Origin of the sequence: Sphingomonas sp. Leaf357, from assembly GCF_001423845.1 — a bacterium.
In the GTDB taxonomy this organism is placed as follows: Bacteria; Pseudomonadota; Alphaproteobacteria; order Sphingomonadales; family Sphingomonadaceae; genus Sphingomonas.
The window spans coordinates 1,639,371-1,654,711 of sequence record NZ_LMPM01000001.1; the positions used below are offsets into that span (position 1 = coordinate 1,639,371).

The following is a 15,341-nucleotide window of genomic DNA, read 5'->3' on the forward strand; positions in this document are numbered from 1 at the left end:
TAGAGTTGGATACAAGGGCGGATCACGATCCGCCCCCGAGGAGACATCAGAACTTCGCACCGACCGTGATGCCGTACTGGCGGCCGATCGGCAGGTAGCCGTTGAGATCGCCGCCGAAATCGCTCAGGCGCGCATTGACCGAGACGATTTCCGGCGTGTGATCGTTGGTGAGATTGTTGACGTACCCGACGATCGAATAGCGATCGTTCTCGAACCCGGCGCGAAGGTTTACGATCACGCGCGGCCCGTACCAGCTGATGTTAGTGTTATCGTAATAATTCTTCGATTCGTAACGGCCGGTATAGTTGCCGACGAGCTTCCAGTCGCCCGAGCCTAGCGGGATGGCGATATCGGCACCGGTCGTCACCTGCAGGTTGTTCTCGCGCGGCACGCTGAGGCCGCTCAGCGACAGCGCACCCTTGTTGAAGGCACTGACATTGTATTGCGAATTGGCGGGCAGGAGCACCACCCGGCCGGCGCATTGCGGAAGGGTCGGCGTGACGACCCCGGTCGTCAGGTTGATCGTGCCGCAGCCGGAGACGGCAACGCTGGTGGCGGTCGCGGAGCTGGACGCGACCGCGAACGCGTCCTTGCCGAACTTCGGATTGGCGTAGCCGACGCCGACGCGCAGCGTCAGTTCGCGGATCGGATGCAACGCCACGTCCGCCTCGAAGCCGGTGGTATGGACGCTGCCGAAATTCTTGGTCACCAGGCCGGCATTGGTCGGCACTGAGGACGGACCCGAGATCTGGATGCCCTTGGTATCGATGTGATAGACTGCCAGATTGACCTGCAGCTTGTTGTCGAAGAAGCTGTTCTTGCTGCCGATTTCGTATGTCGTGTTCACCTCGGGATCGAACGTCAGATCGGGCTGCGACCCATCGGCGGCGGCCACCGCGCGCTGGTTGAAGCCGCCGGCCTTGGTGCCGTTGGCGACGCTGGCATAGAGGTTCGAACTCGGGCTGATCGCGTATTTCAGCGAGCCGCGATAATTGCTGAAGTTGAACGTCGCGGACGGAGCGACCGGGCCGTTCGGGTAGAGATACGGCGTCGGCGCCGGGCCGGTGCAGCTCGCCGTGTTCGCCACGAGATAGGACGGGCAACCGGTCGACCGGATGATCAGCTGATCCTTCTTCTGATGAGTGTAGCGATATTCGCCCGATGCCGTCAGGCCCTCGACGATATCCCATTCGGCGCCGACGAAGCCGGAATATTGCCGGTCGTGCGACAGCGACTGGCTGATGCGCGTCGTGCTGAAATTGCCATCCGCGGTCAGATAGTCGATCGCCTGGCCGAAGCCGTTGGCGGCGGCGAGCGTCTGGCCGGCGGGGATGCGCGATCCGTCGATGCCGACGATCGTCGTGGAGAAGGTCTTGCCGCTATAATAGAAGCCGCCGAGCTGGAGGCGGATCGGCTTGCTGGCATCGGACTGTAGCCGAACCTCCTCGCTGAAATCCTTGTTGTTGGTGTTCGAACCGAATTGTTCGAGCAGGTTCACATAGGTGCCGTTGGTCAGCAGGAACGGGATGCCGTTACGGCGGCCGATAAAGTCGGTCAGGCGCTGCTGATCGATCTTGGTATAGCCGGTCAGCGAACTGATCTTGAACAGGCCGAAATCGTAGCTGACGTTCAGGCTGGCGAGGTTGACGCGGCGATCGTTGCCCGAGGCTCCGCCGAACTTCGGCTGCGGCGGCACTTCCACGGCGTGGATGTCGGGGTTGAACTTGCCGCAGAACGTCGAATAGCCGGTGCCGCCAGGATCGAAGCCCGAGGCCGGCACGGCGCGCGTGCCGCAATTGTTGACGTTGTAGGCGATCGCCGATTCACCGAACGTGTCGTTGCCGTAATAATAGCTGGCGGCGACCGAGAAAGCCGGGGTCGGGGTGAAGTAGAGCGAGGCCTGGCCGTCGCGCTTCTTGAACCCGCCGGCGCGCGCGCCGGTCACCGAATCCTTGTAGCTGCCGTCGAAATGTTCGTACCCGCCGGCCACGCGCAGCGCGAGCACGTCCTTGATCAGCGGATAGCTGATCGCGCCGCTGACGCTGTACTGGCCATCATTCCCGCCGAAGGCGGTGATGTTCGCGTGCGGCTCGGTCAGCGACGGCTTCTTCGACACATAGTTGATCGCGCCGGCAAAGGCGTTGCGGCCGTACAGCGCGCTGACCGGGCCCTTGACCACTTCGACCCGCTCGAGATCGATCAGGCTCAGGTTGATCGCGGTGTTGTTCGAAATGTAGATCCCGTCGAAGAACACCGCGACGTTGGGATCGCCCGAGCCGCCGTTCAGGTTGGTCTGGCCGCGGATGATCGGGTTGGCGCCGAATTCTGAACCGCCGCTGGTGACCTGCAGGCCGGGGGTGAGATAGGCGATGTCGCGCAGGTTGCGGACGTTGCCGTCGACCAGCGCCTTGGTGGTGAGCGCGGTGATCGACAGCGGCACGTCCTGTAGCTTTTCCTCGCGATTGCGCGCGGTGACGACGATGTCGCCATCGTCCTTCGTGCTCGTCTCGGTCGGGGCGGGGGCCGGCGCGGGGGCCGGTGCGGTCTGGGCGGCGGCGAGGGCCGGCACGACCAGCGCCAGTATCGCGCCACTGCTCAACAATGCGGTTCGGAACGGAGAAAGCGTGTCGACAACAGAGCGCATGGAAATTCCCCTTAAATGGCCATGCCAGAGCACGCTCCCGGGGCCGGTATGCCGGTCCGCCGATAACGCGACCTGCGCCCGGAATGGGCAGAGCTAAGACCGCAATCGCAATCTGCTCGTCACTTTTGTGTAAGAACAGACCCGGTTTGTCTCGGTTCGATGACCGAAGATCATACCATCGCGACGATCGTTGCGAGCTCGGCTGCGAAATCTGCGGAGGACGCCTGCAAAACCGGCTTGTCGCGACATAATGCTGCCAGGCGGTCGTCATGGGCCGACAAGGGCGTCGACGGATCGATCACGCGGATCAGCGGGCGGTCGATCGTCGACAGGGCGGCGGCGGCATCGTGATCGAGCGCGGCGTGGATCGCGTCGCCATAGCGCTCGCGGCCGCGCATGACGTCCATCGTCCAGCGATGCAACGGACGCGCCGAAAAGTCCGCAGCCACCCTGCGCAACGCCGCCAGCCGGCGATCGTACCACGGCCAATAGATCTGCGTATCGCGCAACATCAGCCAGGTGCGATACCAATGCGACCCGTCCGCCACGATCTCGATCGGTGGGGCGTAACCGGCGCGCATCGCCCGACGCTCGGCCTCGTCGGGGAGCAGCACGCCCTGTAGCGCGAGCATCGCGACCTTTCCCGGATGGCGCCCGGCCATGGCCAGGGCGACCGATGATCCGAAGCCGATGCCGTACAGCGTGGCACTTGCCACCCCTAGTAGGTTCAGCACTCCTGCCAGCACGTCCGCGAAATCGTCGATCGCCGGAGTGTCCGGCAGGGCGTCGGAATCTCCGCTGCCGGGCAGGTCGGGCGCGACCACGAAGAAGCGCGTCGCCAGCCGGGCGATCAGCGGCTCGGCCTGCTCGGACGATCCGGGCGCGTCGTGGACCAGCAACAGCGGCGGGTGCGCGCGATCGCCGGCATGGCGGACATGCACCTGCCCGTGCGCGCCATCGACGAACTGCCGCGCGATGCCCGTCTCGCTGGCGATCGTGTCCGGGTCTGCCGGTGCCGGGCCGCGTGCGCCATATCGGGCGAACGCTTCGGCGATCAGGGTGCGCTTGCGTTCGAACGAATTGCCGATCTCGACGATCTCCTGCCCGTCCTTGAGCGGGGGCAGGCGTTCGAGATGCGGATACAGCATGTCCGTGTCGGTCGCGGTGAAGATCGCCGGCACGCTCAGCTCGCGGGTCGCCGCGATCGCGCGGGCGCCGTAGAAGCTGGCGGCCTTGTAGGCCGGGGCATAATGTTCGGCCGCCTCGAAATACATCGCGACCCACAGGTGCGTGCTGTGCGGGGGGCTGAGATCGTAGGGGTTGAGATGCTCGGGGATGCGCTCGCTCCACGGAAACCAGATCGATTGATCGCGGAACCGCGTCCAGGTCTCGGCATAATGTCCGCCGAGATCGCTCACCGGCAGGGCGCGAAAATAATCGCGGAAAAACACCGCGCATTCCGCGTCGGTGAAGGCGGGCACGCCGTCCAGCACCAGCCCGGTCACGCGATCGGGATGCCGCACCCCGAGTTCCAGCGCGATCGCCGCGCCGGTATGCGTGCCGAACACCGGGCAGCACGGCATGGCGATGGCGGCGAGCGTATCGGCCATGGCATCGGCGAGATCGGCGACCGTCATCGTTGCCAGCGGCAGCGGATCGGACAGGCCGAACCCCGGCGTGTCGAACGCGAAGATCGTCAAGTCTGGCGATAGCCGCTCGATCTCCTTGAACAGCAGCCGCGCATTCGCCGGAGAGGAATGGATCAGCACCGCCGGCGGGCCATCGCCGGCACGGAAATAGTGCACGCGCCGTTCGCCGACCTGCAGGAAGCGCCGGCTGATCCGCATCTCGCTCCCGCTCACTGCCGGTGATCTGGACAGGCACTGTCGTACATTCGGCACTCCTCGGGATCGTGGGCGGCATGCTTGGCGAGGGTTGCCATACCGGCAATTCGCAACGTCGGCGCTACCCGTATATCGGGCATCCATATCGCGTCGGCGCGATAGGATCGATCCGCACACCGCCGCGTCTTTTAGTCATAGACGCCAACGCGGCGTTGCGTCCCCGGGCGTGGGATTTCATGCCCTGGTCCAGGCAAGACCAGGGGGACCATATGCCCGGAACGGCAGTCGAGATCGAGAACAAGGCGGGCATCTGCCGCATCACCTGCGGCTGGAAGAAGCCCGGCCTGCCGCTCGATGCGGTGCGGCGCTACTGGCGCGACGTGCACAGCCCGGCGATCGCGCGGCGGCCCGGCATCTGGGAATATCGCCATTATCAGTTCGATGCGGTGCAGCCGCTATTCGCTCCGCTCGACGGGATCGACCAATCCTGCTCGGCGGACGAACAGCTCATGTGGCTGTCCGACGTGCGCTATGCCGACGATGCCGCGCTGGCGATCTTCGCCGCCGAACCGGCCGACAATGTGCGCGGCGAACTGCTCGGCGATATCGACCTGATCGTCGACCAGAGCACGACCTACAAGGCGGTCGACGATATGGCGCGCACTTTGGTGGACGACAGCGCGATGGTCCCGCCGCAGGGCCAGCCCCCGGTTCCGGCGTTCGGACTGTTCCTGCGCAGCCGCAGCGCCGAGCCCGACTTTCGCGCCTTCGTGGTCGCGCTGGCTGGGCGCTGGGCCGCGACGCCGGGAGTGCGGCGCGTGCGCTACAGCCTACTCGAGGCACCCGATGTCGCCGCCGAACGCGCCGCCGGCTATCCGATCAAGACCCATCCGCCCGAGCGGCAATATCAGGCGTGGATCGACCTCGCGATCGACGATCCGGCCGTCGCCGCCACGCTCGCTACGGACGGCATGACCGATCATATCCGCGCGGTGCACGCCTATCCCGTCGCCGCCAATTACACGTCCAATTACGACGGCAGGCCCACGTTCGTCGGGCTGCGCGGCTATCCCGCCTGGGATGCGCTGACCACGATCGGCGGTTACAATCAGGCGCAGCCCGCGATCATGAAATGGATGTTCGGCCCGGTCGCCGATGGCGTGACGCTCGAGCCGGTGTCGCGATGACCGCCACCGTATCGCAGACCCTCGCCCGGTTCCTCTGCACCGCGCCCGCTCTGCCCGCCGACGTGCTGCACGAAGCCAAGCGCCTGTTGCTCAACCAGTTCAAGGCATCGGTCGGCGCGGCGGATCATCCCGCGATCCGCATCCTGCACGATTGGGCGACCGACGATGGCGGGCCGAGAAACGGTGGCGGCGCGCACGTCCATTGGCATGGCACCGAGACCAGCCCGCAGGGTGCGGCGATGGTCAATGGCGCGCTATACGAGGTGCTCGACTTCCACGACACCTATATCCCGTGCTTCATGCACGCCGTGTCCGCCGTGCTGCCCGCGGTTCTGGCGCTGGCGGAGGCGCGCGGCGCAGGTGGCGCGGCGTTGCTGCGCGCGCTGGCGCTGGGCGTCGAGGCGGAGCTGGCGGTGGCGACGATCCTGATGCCGACGGCCTATTATCGCGGCGGCGTGCCGGCGGGGATCACCGGCGGCGTCGGCGCGGCGGCGGCGTGCTGCGTATTGGCCGAACTGGACGAGGCGCGCACGACGCATGCGCTCGGCATCGCGATGTGCACCGCCTTCGGGCTGTACGCCTCGGTCGGCAGCATGACGCTCAGCTACATCACCGGTGCGACGGCGCGCAGCGGCCTTTCGGCGTTCGAACTGGCTGAACGCGGCCTGACCGCACCGGCCACTGCGTTCGAGGGCGATCGCGGCATGTTCCAGGCGCTGTGCGATGAGGATCGCGCCAAGATCGCCCCAACGCTCGCCACGCTCGGACAGGAATGGCGGCTGTTCGGCCAGACCTACAAGGTCGTGCCGACCGAGACGATCACGCACGGGCCGGTCGAATGCGTCCTCGCGATCCTGCCGCGCGCCGTTGGCCGCACGGTCGAGCGTATGACTTTCCACGTCAATCCGTTGGTCCAGTCGATCGCCGACGAACGCCGCGAACGCTTCGGCGCGCCGTCCAGCGAAAGCGAGGCGACGTTCGACCTGCGCCACTGCGCCGCCGCCGCATGGTTGCGCGGCCGTTTCACCACCGCTGAGACCGCGCCCGCTTGCTATTCCGACCCGGAGGTGCTGGCCCTGCGCGACCGGATCGACCTGGTCGCCGACGAGGCACGCAAGACGTTCGAGGGCTGTTCGCTGGACGTCGCGTTCACCGACGGCAGCCGCGAGGCGCATGCGATCGACAATTTCCTGGGGACGCCCGGCAACCGCGTGCCCGACGACACGCTGGCGCAGCTGTTCCGCGACTATGCCGGCGCGCTGCCGGCGGGCCGCGCGGATACGATCATCGAAACGGTCTGGGCGCTCGACATGGTGCCCGACATCCGCTCGCTCACCCGATTGCTGAGGATCGCCGCATGACCATCGTGACTTTGCCGGGCGGCGAGACGATTTGGTACAAGATCACCGGGGATGGCCCGCCCTTGCTCCAGATCCACGGTTCCGCCTTCGGCCATCGCAATTTCGAGAAGATGACGCCGCTGTGCGCGCGCGATTTCGCGGTGATCGATTTCGACCTGCCGGGTTACGGCGAGAGCCGGGGGGCGCCCCGTCCGGGCGGGATGCAGGGCATTGCCGATCTGGTGTTCGAGCTGATCGAACTGTTGCCCTATGACAAGGTCAGCATCCACGGCACGTCGTTCGGCGCGATGGTCGCGCTGACGCTCGCCGCGTCGCACCCGCACGTGGTCGATCGGCTGGTGCTCAGCTGCTTCCTCGCACGCTACGACAATGCCGCCCGCCTGATGCGCAAGACGTGGAAGCGCTGCGCCCGCGACAGCGGGATGGTCGCGGTCGCCGACATCACCTCGGTCGCGGGCTTCGCGCGCGGCTTCTACGATCGCCCCGATGCCGAGGCCGTGCTGGAGCAGATCCGCGAGGCCAACAGCAGGACGCTGCCGGAGGCATTCATCGCGGGCACCGAGACGATCGAGGCGACGGATCTTTCGCCGTTGCTCCCGAGGATCACCATGCCGGTCCTGCTGCTGGCCGGGGCGGAGGACAACATGACCGCCTTCGACACCGCACCGAGCGGCTTCGGCATGCGCCGGATCGCCGAGGCGCTGCCCCAGGCGGAACTGCACGTCATCCCCGAAAGCGGTCATTACCTCGTGATCGAGCAGCCGGAGGTCGCGACCGGGAAGATCCTGTCGTTCTTCAGCCGATAGGCGGGAAGGCCGGCCCGCCCAGCGCCGCTTCCCATGTCGCGGCGGCGGCCAGCAGCCGGCCTTCCTCGCCCATCCGGCTCACGAACTGCACGGACAGCGGCAGCCCGCCCGTCGACAGCCCGGCCATCATCGCCAGCGCCGGGTGCCCCGTCACGTTGAACGGGCCGCGCGCCTGCAGCATGTATGTGCGCGCGATCTCCTCCGGATCGTCGATCCGGCAGGCGACCTCCAGGCTGCTCGCGGTCAGCAGCAGATCGACCGCGTCGAACGCCCTGTCGACCGCCGCCGTCAGGACATCGCGCTGGCGATACGCCGCGATCAGCGTCTCCGCCGAGGTGAACGCGCCCGCCAGCAGCGCCGTGCGCGTCAGTGCCGACAGCTGTTCGGGCCGCTCGCGGAAGCGCTCGGCATGCGCCGCGAACCCTTCGCTCTGCAGGATCACCCGGTTGACCAGAGCGAAATCGCCGAGCGGCGGCAGCGTCACCTCGGTCGCGCCCAGCGCCTCCGCCACGCGATCCAGCGCCGCCGCGACCTCCGCGCTCGCCGTCATGTCGCGATCGTGGAAATGGCGGACATAGCCGACCCGGCCCGGGGCATCGGCGGCAAGATCGACGCCGAGCGCCGTCGCGGCGATCGCCATATCCTCCACGCTCCGGGTCAGCAGCCCGACATGGTCGAGCGTCCAGGCCAGCGGCACCACGCCGTCCACCGGCAGCACGCCGCGTCCGGGCTTCAATCCGACGATCCCGCACGCGCTCGCCGGATTGCGCACCGATCCGGCGGTATCGGTGCCGATCGCCAGCGGGACCAGACCGGCGGTCACCGCCGCGCCCGCGCCGGACGACGAGCCGCCGGGGTGATGATCGAGGTTCCACGGATTGCGTGCCGGCGGAAACGGCAGGTCGAACGTCGGGCCGCCGATCGCGAATTCGTGCGTCGCCAGCTTCCCGACGATCACCGCCCCCTGCGCGCGCAGGCGGGCCACGATCCCGGCGTCGCGTGTCGCCAGTGCGTCGCTCGTCGTGCGCGAATGGCACCGCGTCGGCATGCCCGCGACGTCGATCACGTCCTTGATCCCGACCGGCACGCCATCGAGCGGACCGAACGCCACGCCGCCGGCCCAGCGCGCGCCGGCTTCGCGCGCCGCGCGCCGGGCACCGTCCGTGTCCACCGATACGAAGCTGGCGAGCCGGCCGTCGATCTCATCGACGCGGGCGAGCAAGGATTCGACCAGGACTTCCGGCGTCAACGCACCGCTGCAGAAGCCGCTCGCGATCTCGGCAAGGCTCAGGCGGTGATGCGGCGTCACGGCGCCGGCTCCGTTGGCACGGCGAGCACCGCGATCGCCGCCGCCTGTTCGGCCGCCAGGTGCGCGGCCTTCGCCATTTCCTGGGGAAACTGATCGAGCATCCGGTCGAGTCGCTGGCGTTTCGCCGCGATGCTGTGGGCGGTTTCGGTCATCGCCCGACTGTCGGTGGCACCCGCCATGCGATCAACCCATTATGCAGAACTCGCATTCCGCGATGCGTGCGCGATACATGGTCGCGATCCCGCCGAGCGCGTAAGGCCCTTCGATGACCGAGACCCATGATGACATCCGCGAATCCGTCCGCCGTCTGTGCGCGGATTTCCCCGGCAGCTACTGGCAGGCCAAGGATCGCGAACGCGCCTACCCCACCGAATTCGTCCGCACGCTGACCGACGCCGGCTTCCTGTCGGTGCTGATCCCGGAGGAATTTGGCGGCTCCGGCCTCGGCCTGGGGGCGGCGACCGCGATCCTCGAGGAAATCCATCGCTCGGGCTGCAACGGCGGCGCATGCCACGCGCAGATGTATGTGATGGGTACGCTGCTGAAACACGGCTCCGACGCGCAGAAGCGGACGTACCTGCCCAGGATCGCGAGCGGCGAGCTGCGGCTTCAGGCGTTCGGCGTGACCGAACCGACCAGCGGTACCGATACCACGCGGATCCGCACCTTCGCCCGGCGGGATGGCGACGATTATGTCGTGTCGGGCCAGAAGATCTGGATCAGCCGCGCCGAGCATAGCGATCTGATGGTATTGCTCGTTCGCACCACGCCGCGCGAGGAGTGCGCCAAGCCCTCCGACGGAATGAGCGTCCTGCTGGTCGACATGCGCGACGCGATCGGCAACGGGCTGACCATCCGCCCGATCCGCACGATGCTCAACCATGCGACGACCGAATTGTTCTTCGACAATCTGCGCGTGCCCGCCGGCAATCTGCTCGGCGTGGAAGGCAAGGGGTTCCGCTACATTCTCGACGGCATGAATGCCGAGCGCATCCTGATCGCCAGCGAATGCATCGGCGACGGGCGATTCTTCATCGATCGCGCCAGCGCCTATGCCGGCGAGCGCAGCGTGTTCGGCCGCGCGATCGGGGAAAACCAGGGCGTGCAATTCCCGATCGCGCGCGCGCACGTGCAACTCTCGGCGGCTGCGCTGATGGTCGACAAGGCGGCGGCGATGTTCGACGCGGGCAAACCGTGCGGCACCGAGGCGAACATGGCCAAGATGCTGGCGTCCGAGGCGAGCTGGTACGCCGCCGATATGTGCGTTCAGACGCATGGCGGGTTCGGCTTTGCGGAGGAATACGACATCGAGCGCAAGTTCCGTGAGACGCGATTGTATCAGGTCGCCCCGATCAGCACGAACCTGATCCTCAGCCACGTCGCGACCCACGCGCTCAAGCTGCCGAAAAGTTTCTGATGCCCTACGCTCACCCTCACCCTTCCGTCGCTGCGCTCCTCCCTCCCTCTCCCAACGGGAGAGGGAGGGGCCCGCGACACGCAGCGTCGTGGGAAGGGTGAGGGTCACATCGTGACCAACGGTCCCCTCGCCAACGTCCTCGTGATCGCGCTCGAACAGGCGGTCGCGGCACCGCTCTGCACGATGCGCCTCGCCGAAGCGGGTGCCCGCGTGATCAAGATCGAACGCGCCGAAGGCGATTTCGCGCGCGGTTACGACCATGTCGTCCACGGCGAGAGCGCCTATTTCGCCTGGCTCAATCGCGGCAAGCAAAGCCTGACGCTCGACATCAAGCAGGCGGGAGACTCGGCCTTGCTCGATCGCCTGATCGAGAGCGCCGACGTGTTCGTGCAGAACCTCGCGCCGGGCGCGACGGCGCGGGCCGGGATCGGATCGGCCGCGCTCCGCGCGCGCCATCCGCGCCTCGTCACCGTCGATATCTCCGGCTACGGCGAGGACGGCCCCGCCGCTGCCATGAAGGCCTATGATTTCCTGATCCAGTGCGAGACCGGCCTCGCGTCGATCACCGGGGGCGTCACCGAAGCGGGTCGCGTCGGCGTGTCGGTCGCCGACATCGCGTGCGGAATGAACGCGCATGCCGCGGTCCTGCAGGCGTTGCTGGCGCGCGAGAGGACCGGCGAAGGTGCCGGCATCGCCGTATCCCTGTTCGATTCGATCGCCGACTGGATGACGGTGCCGTTGCTGCATCACGATTATGCCGGCCGCGCGCCGCGGCGCGCCGGGCTGCATCATGCGACGATCGCGCCTTATGGCGCCTATGCCTGTGGCGACGGGCGGCAGGTGGTCCTGGCGATCCAGAACGACCGCGAATGGCGCGGCTTCTGCGCGGACGTGCTGGGCGATATCGGGATCGCGACCGACGATCGCTTCGCGACCAATTCGCTGCGCTGCGAACATCGTCCCGCGCTCGACGCGACGATCGATGCGGTGTTCGGCGCGCTTGACGCCGCCACCGTGATCGCGCGCATGGCCGCCGCCGGCACGGCCTACGCCTCGCTGAACGACGTCGCCGATCTCTCGGTCCATCCGCAACTTCGCCGCGTCGAGGCGGACTCGCCGACCGGCCCGGTCGCGCTGCCGGCGTCGCCGGTGCGGTGGGCGGGCATTGCCGCGGCTGCCCTGCCGATCCCGGCACTGGGAGGCGACAGCGCGGCGATCCGGGCGGAATTCGCCGATCGATCGGACGCCGGGCCGGAAAAGGTGCCCGAATAGCGGGGACGAATTTCGCCGTGCTGGTTGAACGGCCCGGCCCCACCCACACCAATTTCATGTCCTCGATCTCACAACCGCCGCCACCACTTGCCGCCGACACGGCCGCTGGTGCGATCGCCGCCGATCTGCTCGCGCTGCTCGGCGTCGAGCGGGTCGAAACCGATCTTGAAAAACGGACCTTCTTCTCGACCGATCTCAGCCGCCGTGGCCCGACCGCGGCGGCGGTGATCCGGCCCGGCGATGCCGATCAGGTGGCGGCGGCGGTGAAGCTCTGCACGTCGCGCGGCGTGCCCGTCATCCCGCGCGGCGGCGGCTTTTCCTACACCGGGGGCTATGTTCCGGATCGGGCCGAAAGCGTCATCGTCGATCTTCGCGGGCTCGACCGGATCGTCGAGATCAACCGCGACGACATGTACGTCGTGGTCGAAACCGGCTGTACCTGGCAGCGCCTGTACGAGGCACTGAAGGCGAAGGGGCTGCGCACGCCGTATTTCGGGCCGATGTCGGGCTATCATGCGACGGTCGGCGGGGCGCTCAGCCAGGGCTCGTTCTTCCTCGGCTCGTCGCAATATGGGCCGGTCGCCGAATCCGTGCTGGCGATCGAGGTCGCGCTGGCCGACGGCACGCTGTTGCGGACCGGATCGTGGGGCGGCGGGGCAGGGGCCTCTCCCTTCTATCGCAGCTACGGACCCGATCTGACCGGTCTGTTCCTCGGCGATACCGGCGCGTTCGGCTTCAAGACCAAGGCTGTGCTGAAGCTCATTCCCTTTCCCGCCGCGCAGGGCTTTGCCAGCTTCGCCTTCAACGACGAAGCGACCGCGATCGCCGCCGTGTCCGCGATCGCTCGCACCGGCATCGCCGGCGAATGCTATTGCTGGGATCCGTATTTCGTGAAGATCATGGCGAGCGCGACGACCGGTCTCGCCGAAGACCTGAAGCTGCTCGCCGGCGTCGCGCGCGGTGGCGGCGCGTCGAAGGTGCGCGGGCTGTTCAACGCCGCGCGGCTGGCGGCGGCGGGCAAGAGTTCGTTCGACGGCGACATCTATATGCTGAACCTGACGGCCGACGATCCGACGCGCGCCGGTGCGGATGCACGCATCGCCGTGCTGAAGCAGATCGCGAGCGAGGCCGGGGGGCGCGAGATGACCGCATCCGCGCCGATGGCGATGCGCGGCACGCCGTTCATCGACTTCAACACGCCCGACCGGCGCCGGCCGATGCGCAACTTGCCGACCCACGGTCTGTTGCCGCACTCCCGCCTTCCCGCCGTCAGCCGGGAGATCCGGGCGCTGTTCGATCGCCACCGCGAGGCGATGGAGCGGAACGGCATCGAAGTCGGGGTGATCTATTTCGGGGTCGGGATGCAGGCGGTCTGCGCCGAACCCTTATTCTATTGGGACGATCACCAGCATTACCAGCATGATCGCATCGCCGAACGCAGCGATCTCGTCGCGCTCGACGAACAGCAAACGCCGGCCGCGACCGACCTCGTCGCCGCGATCCGCAAGGAACTGGTGGCGATCTATGCGCGGTACGAAAGCGCCCATGTCCAGATCGGCAAGTCCTATCCCTGGCTGGAAACGCGGAGTGCCGCGGCGCAGGCGCTGATCCAGACCTTCAAGCGCGCGGTGGATCCGGACCGGCTGGTCAATCCGGGATCGCTCGGCCTGTGACACCCGGATAGCGGTCACCGATGCAATCTTGCGCGAAACGCATCGCCAACCTGTCATCCTTGCCTCGAAGGCATGTCACGCGACATGGATCGGAGGTCGTCATGGAGATCCAACAGCTACGTCACCTCATCGCCGCGGTCGAGCATCGCAACCTGCTCAAGGCTGCGGACAAGGCGTATATCTCGCAATCCGGGCTGAGCCGGAGTCTCAAGAGTCTCGAACATCGGCTCGGCGTGCCGCTGCTGATCCGTGGCCCCAAGGGCGTGGAGCCGACCATCTACGGTCTCACCGTGATCCGGCGGGCCAAGGTCATCCTCAACGAAGTGGCCAAATCGATCGCCGAGGTCCGCGCGTTGGAACAGGGCCGGATCGGCGAGACGACCTTCGGCATCACCCAGAATTACGCCAATTATCTAATGCCCGAATTGCTCGCGGCGCTGCACGCTGAACGGCCCGGCCTGCACGTCAACGTCGTCGCGGACGGGTTTCTCGAACTGGTCGACAAGGTGAAGTCGGAGGAGATCGATTTCGCCTTCGGCCTGATCGGGCGCATCCACCATAGCGACGGGATCGTCATCGAACCGTTGATGGAGAATCGCTCGCGCGTCTTCGCCGGCAGCCATCATCCGCTGGCCGGCAAGAGCGACATCTCGATCAAGGATCTCGCCGGCGCGCAATGGGCGATGCTGAGCAGCGAAAGCGTGCAGCGCGGCTTCGGCCTGTTTTTCGAGACACGCGGTCTGGCGGTCGCGCCGCAGATGCTCAAGAGCAATTCGATCGCCATGATCCGCCACGTCGTCGTCGCGTCCGATGCGTTGACGATCCTGCCGCAGGCCGTGGTCCAGCGCGAGATCGATTCGGGCGTGCTGGTCGCGCTGGATTGCGAAACGCCGGTCGAACGCACGCGGATCGGCCTGATCTTCCGCGACGGTGGATTAATCACGCCGCAGGCCGACGTTGTCGTGCAGGGCATTCGCGCCGCCGTGGCGCGGCACGCCGACACACCCGAAATCGTACCCGACCTTCCACGATTGGCTGCCGTAAAATGAATCCACTCGATTGCTATCGCCGTACGCTCACGTCGCTGGGGCCGGAGCCGACCGCTTGGTGGTATCTCGGCACGACGACCTTCGCGGCGGAGGGGGTGCCCGAGATCGTCGTGAACCATGTCGAGACGGTGATGCTCTATCGAGCCGAGCCGGTCGACGACGACGCCTTCCGCGTGCCGTGGTGGGAAATCGGCCTGTTCCGCGACGCGATCACCGGTGAGGTCGCCCGCGACTGGACCAATCCGCTGACCGGGGCGACGCACGAAGCCGGGCGGACCTTCGAGGAGGGGCCATCGGGCTATACGATCCGCCGCCAGGGGGACGGCATCGCGCTGACTGATGCCGTGCAGGCCTTCGCGCGGCTCGACAAGGCCGAACTGACCGTCACCGAGCAGGACGGTCGCATCAGCATTCGCCAGGTCGAGGAAAAGGTCCGCTCCTTTCCCGGTCGCGATGGCATTCCGGATCTTGACCAGGGGCAGGGCACCCGCTCGCGCACCGTGCTGCAATGGTTTGCCGACGCGGCCGATCTGGCCGGCGACTTGCCCAGCGTGCCCTCCACCGGCATCTACAGCTTCACGATCGGCGCGCCGCCTTGGCTGGGGATGGACGGCCGCCCGGGCGTGTTTTCGGTCAAGGGCCTGATGCACAAGGCCCCGCTCGAAAATCCGCTCAATCCGCGCGGCTGGGCCGACCTGAAACAGCTCTTCCCGCACTATTTCGACGGCGACACGATCCTGCCGCGCTGGAAGTAGAACGCTCCTCCCGTCATCCCCGCG

At 66.9% G+C, this 15,341-nt stretch carries 12 protein-coding genes; 8 read left to right on the plus strand and 4 right to left on the minus strand.

Annotated features, from left to right (window positions below):
• Positions 1–46: 46 nt before the first annotated feature.
• Together ASG11_RS07585 and ASG11_RS07590 are read right to left on the minus strand one after the other, a co-directional pair.
• Positions 47–2,644 carry a TonB-dependent receptor gene (locus ASG11_RS07585; protein WP_082472650.1) on the minus strand — a complete coding sequence of 866 codons (2,598 nt, stop codon included), beginning with the start codon at positions 2,642–2,644 and terminating at the stop codon, positions 47–49.
• Positions 2,645–2,814: 170 nt separating this feature from the next.
• Complete coding sequence (locus tag ASG11_RS07590; RefSeq protein WP_055777255.1) at positions 2,815–4,491, minus strand: alpha/beta fold hydrolase; 1,677 nt, start codon at positions 4,489–4,491, stop codon at positions 2,815–2,817.
• A 266-nt stretch (positions 4,492–4,757) separates the two neighbouring features.
• Between ASG11_RS07590 and ASG11_RS07595 the strand changes: the two genes are divergently transcribed.
• From ASG11_RS07595 to ASG11_RS07605, 3 genes are read left to right on the plus strand one after another with little or no spacing between them, the layout of a single operon-like run.
• Positions 4,758–5,675 carry a hypothetical protein gene (locus tag ASG11_RS07595; RefSeq protein WP_055777258.1) on the plus strand — a complete coding sequence of 306 codons (918 nt, stop codon included), beginning with the start codon at positions 4,758–4,760 and terminating at the stop codon, positions 5,673–5,675.
• Positions 5,672–7,036 (plus strand): MmgE/PrpD family protein, encoded by a 1,365-nt coding sequence (locus ASG11_RS07600; RefSeq protein WP_055777261.1) that lies wholly within the window; start codon positions 5,672–5,674, stop codon positions 7,034–7,036. The genes ASG11_RS07595 and ASG11_RS07600 overlap by 4 nt, the downstream gene beginning before the upstream one ends.
• Positions 7,033–7,842: an alpha/beta fold hydrolase gene (locus tag ASG11_RS07605; RefSeq protein ID WP_055777264.1), complete on the plus strand. Its 810-nt coding sequence runs from the start codon at positions 7,033–7,035 to the stop codon at positions 7,840–7,842. Before ASG11_RS07600 ends, ASG11_RS07605 begins: the two co-directional genes overlap by 4 nt.
• Here the strand turns inward: ASG11_RS07605 and ASG11_RS07610 are convergent.
• Both ASG11_RS07610 and ASG11_RS07615 read right to left on the minus strand, forming a co-directional pair.
• Entirely contained in the window at positions 7,832–9,151 is a 1,320-nt protein-coding gene (locus ASG11_RS07610; protein WP_055777267.1) for an amidase, read from the minus strand. The two genes, ASG11_RS07605 and ASG11_RS07610, sit on opposite strands and share 11 nt — an antisense overlap.
• Complete coding sequence (locus ASG11_RS07615) at positions 9,148–9,330, minus strand: hypothetical protein (RefSeq protein ID WP_055777270.1); 183 nt, start codon at positions 9,328–9,330, stop codon at positions 9,148–9,150. The genes ASG11_RS07610 and ASG11_RS07615 overlap by 4 nt, the downstream gene beginning before the upstream one ends.
• 86 nt (positions 9,331–9,416) lie before the next feature.
• Between ASG11_RS07615 and ASG11_RS07620 the strand changes: the two genes are divergently transcribed.
• The 5 genes from ASG11_RS07620 (at position 9,417) to ASG11_RS07640 (ending at position 15,317) form a co-directional block, all read left to right on the plus strand.
• The gene (locus ASG11_RS07620) at positions 9,417–10,568 is read left to right on the plus strand and encodes an acyl-CoA dehydrogenase family protein (RefSeq protein ID WP_055777273.1); all 1,152 of its coding nucleotides are present in this window, start codon (positions 9,417–9,419) and stop codon (positions 10,566–10,568) included.
• Between the two features lie 111 nt (positions 10,569–10,679).
• The gene (locus ASG11_RS07625; RefSeq protein ID WP_055777277.1) at positions 10,680–11,840 is read left to right on the plus strand and encodes a CaiB/BaiF CoA transferase family protein; all 1,161 of its coding nucleotides are present in this window, start codon (positions 10,680–10,682) and stop codon (positions 11,838–11,840) included.
• Between the two features lie 17 nt (positions 11,841–11,857).
• Positions 11,858–13,513 carry an FAD-binding oxidoreductase gene (locus ASG11_RS07630; protein ID WP_055777282.1) on the plus strand — a complete coding sequence of 552 codons (1,656 nt, stop codon included), beginning with the start codon at positions 11,858–11,860 and terminating at the stop codon, positions 13,511–13,513.
• A 101-nt stretch (positions 13,514–13,614) separates the two neighbouring features.
• Complete coding sequence (locus ASG11_RS07635; protein WP_055777285.1) at positions 13,615–14,562, plus strand: LysR family transcriptional regulator; 948 nt, start codon at positions 13,615–13,617, stop codon at positions 14,560–14,562.
• Positions 14,559–15,317, plus strand: coding sequence for a hypothetical protein (locus tag ASG11_RS07640; RefSeq protein ID WP_055777288.1), 759 nt, complete (start codon positions 14,559–14,561; stop codon positions 15,315–15,317). Before ASG11_RS07635 ends, ASG11_RS07640 begins: the two co-directional genes overlap by 4 nt.
• The last annotated feature ends 24 nt before the right edge of the window (positions 15,318–15,341 follow it).

What these genes read in the sequence shown, in the direction of transcription:
- ASG11_RS07585 (WP_082472650.1), bottom strand. Translation starts at nt 2,644, where the DNA reads ATGCGCTCTGTTGTCGACACGCTTTCTCCGTTCCGAACCGCATTGTTG.
- ASG11_RS07590 (WP_055777255.1), bottom strand. Translation starts at nt 4,491, where the DNA reads ATGCGGATCAGCCGGCGCTTCCTGCAGGTCGGCGAACGGCGCGTGCAC.
- ASG11_RS07595 (WP_055777258.1), top strand. Translation starts at nt 4,758, where the DNA reads ATGCCCGGAACGGCAGTCGAGATCGAGAACAAGGCGGGCATCTGCCGC.
- ASG11_RS07600 (WP_055777261.1), top strand. Translation starts at nt 5,672, where the DNA reads ATGACCGCCACCGTATCGCAGACCCTCGCCCGGTTCCTCTGCACCGCG.
- ASG11_RS07605 (WP_055777264.1), top strand. Translation starts at nt 7,033, where the DNA reads ATGACCATCGTGACTTTGCCGGGCGGCGAGACGATTTGGTACAAGATC.
- ASG11_RS07615 (WP_055777270.1), bottom strand. Translation starts at nt 9,330, where the DNA reads ATGGCGGGTGCCACCGACAGTCGGGCGATGACCGAAACCGCCCACAGC.
- ASG11_RS07620 (WP_055777273.1), top strand. Translation starts at nt 9,417, where the DNA reads ATGACCGAGACCCATGATGACATCCGCGAATCCGTCCGCCGTCTGTGC.
- ASG11_RS07635 (WP_055777285.1), top strand. Translation starts at nt 13,615, where the DNA reads ATGGAGATCCAACAGCTACGTCACCTCATCGCCGCGGTCGAGCATCGC.
- ASG11_RS07640 (WP_055777288.1), top strand. Translation starts at nt 14,559, where the DNA reads ATGAATCCACTCGATTGCTATCGCCGTACGCTCACGTCGCTGGGGCCG.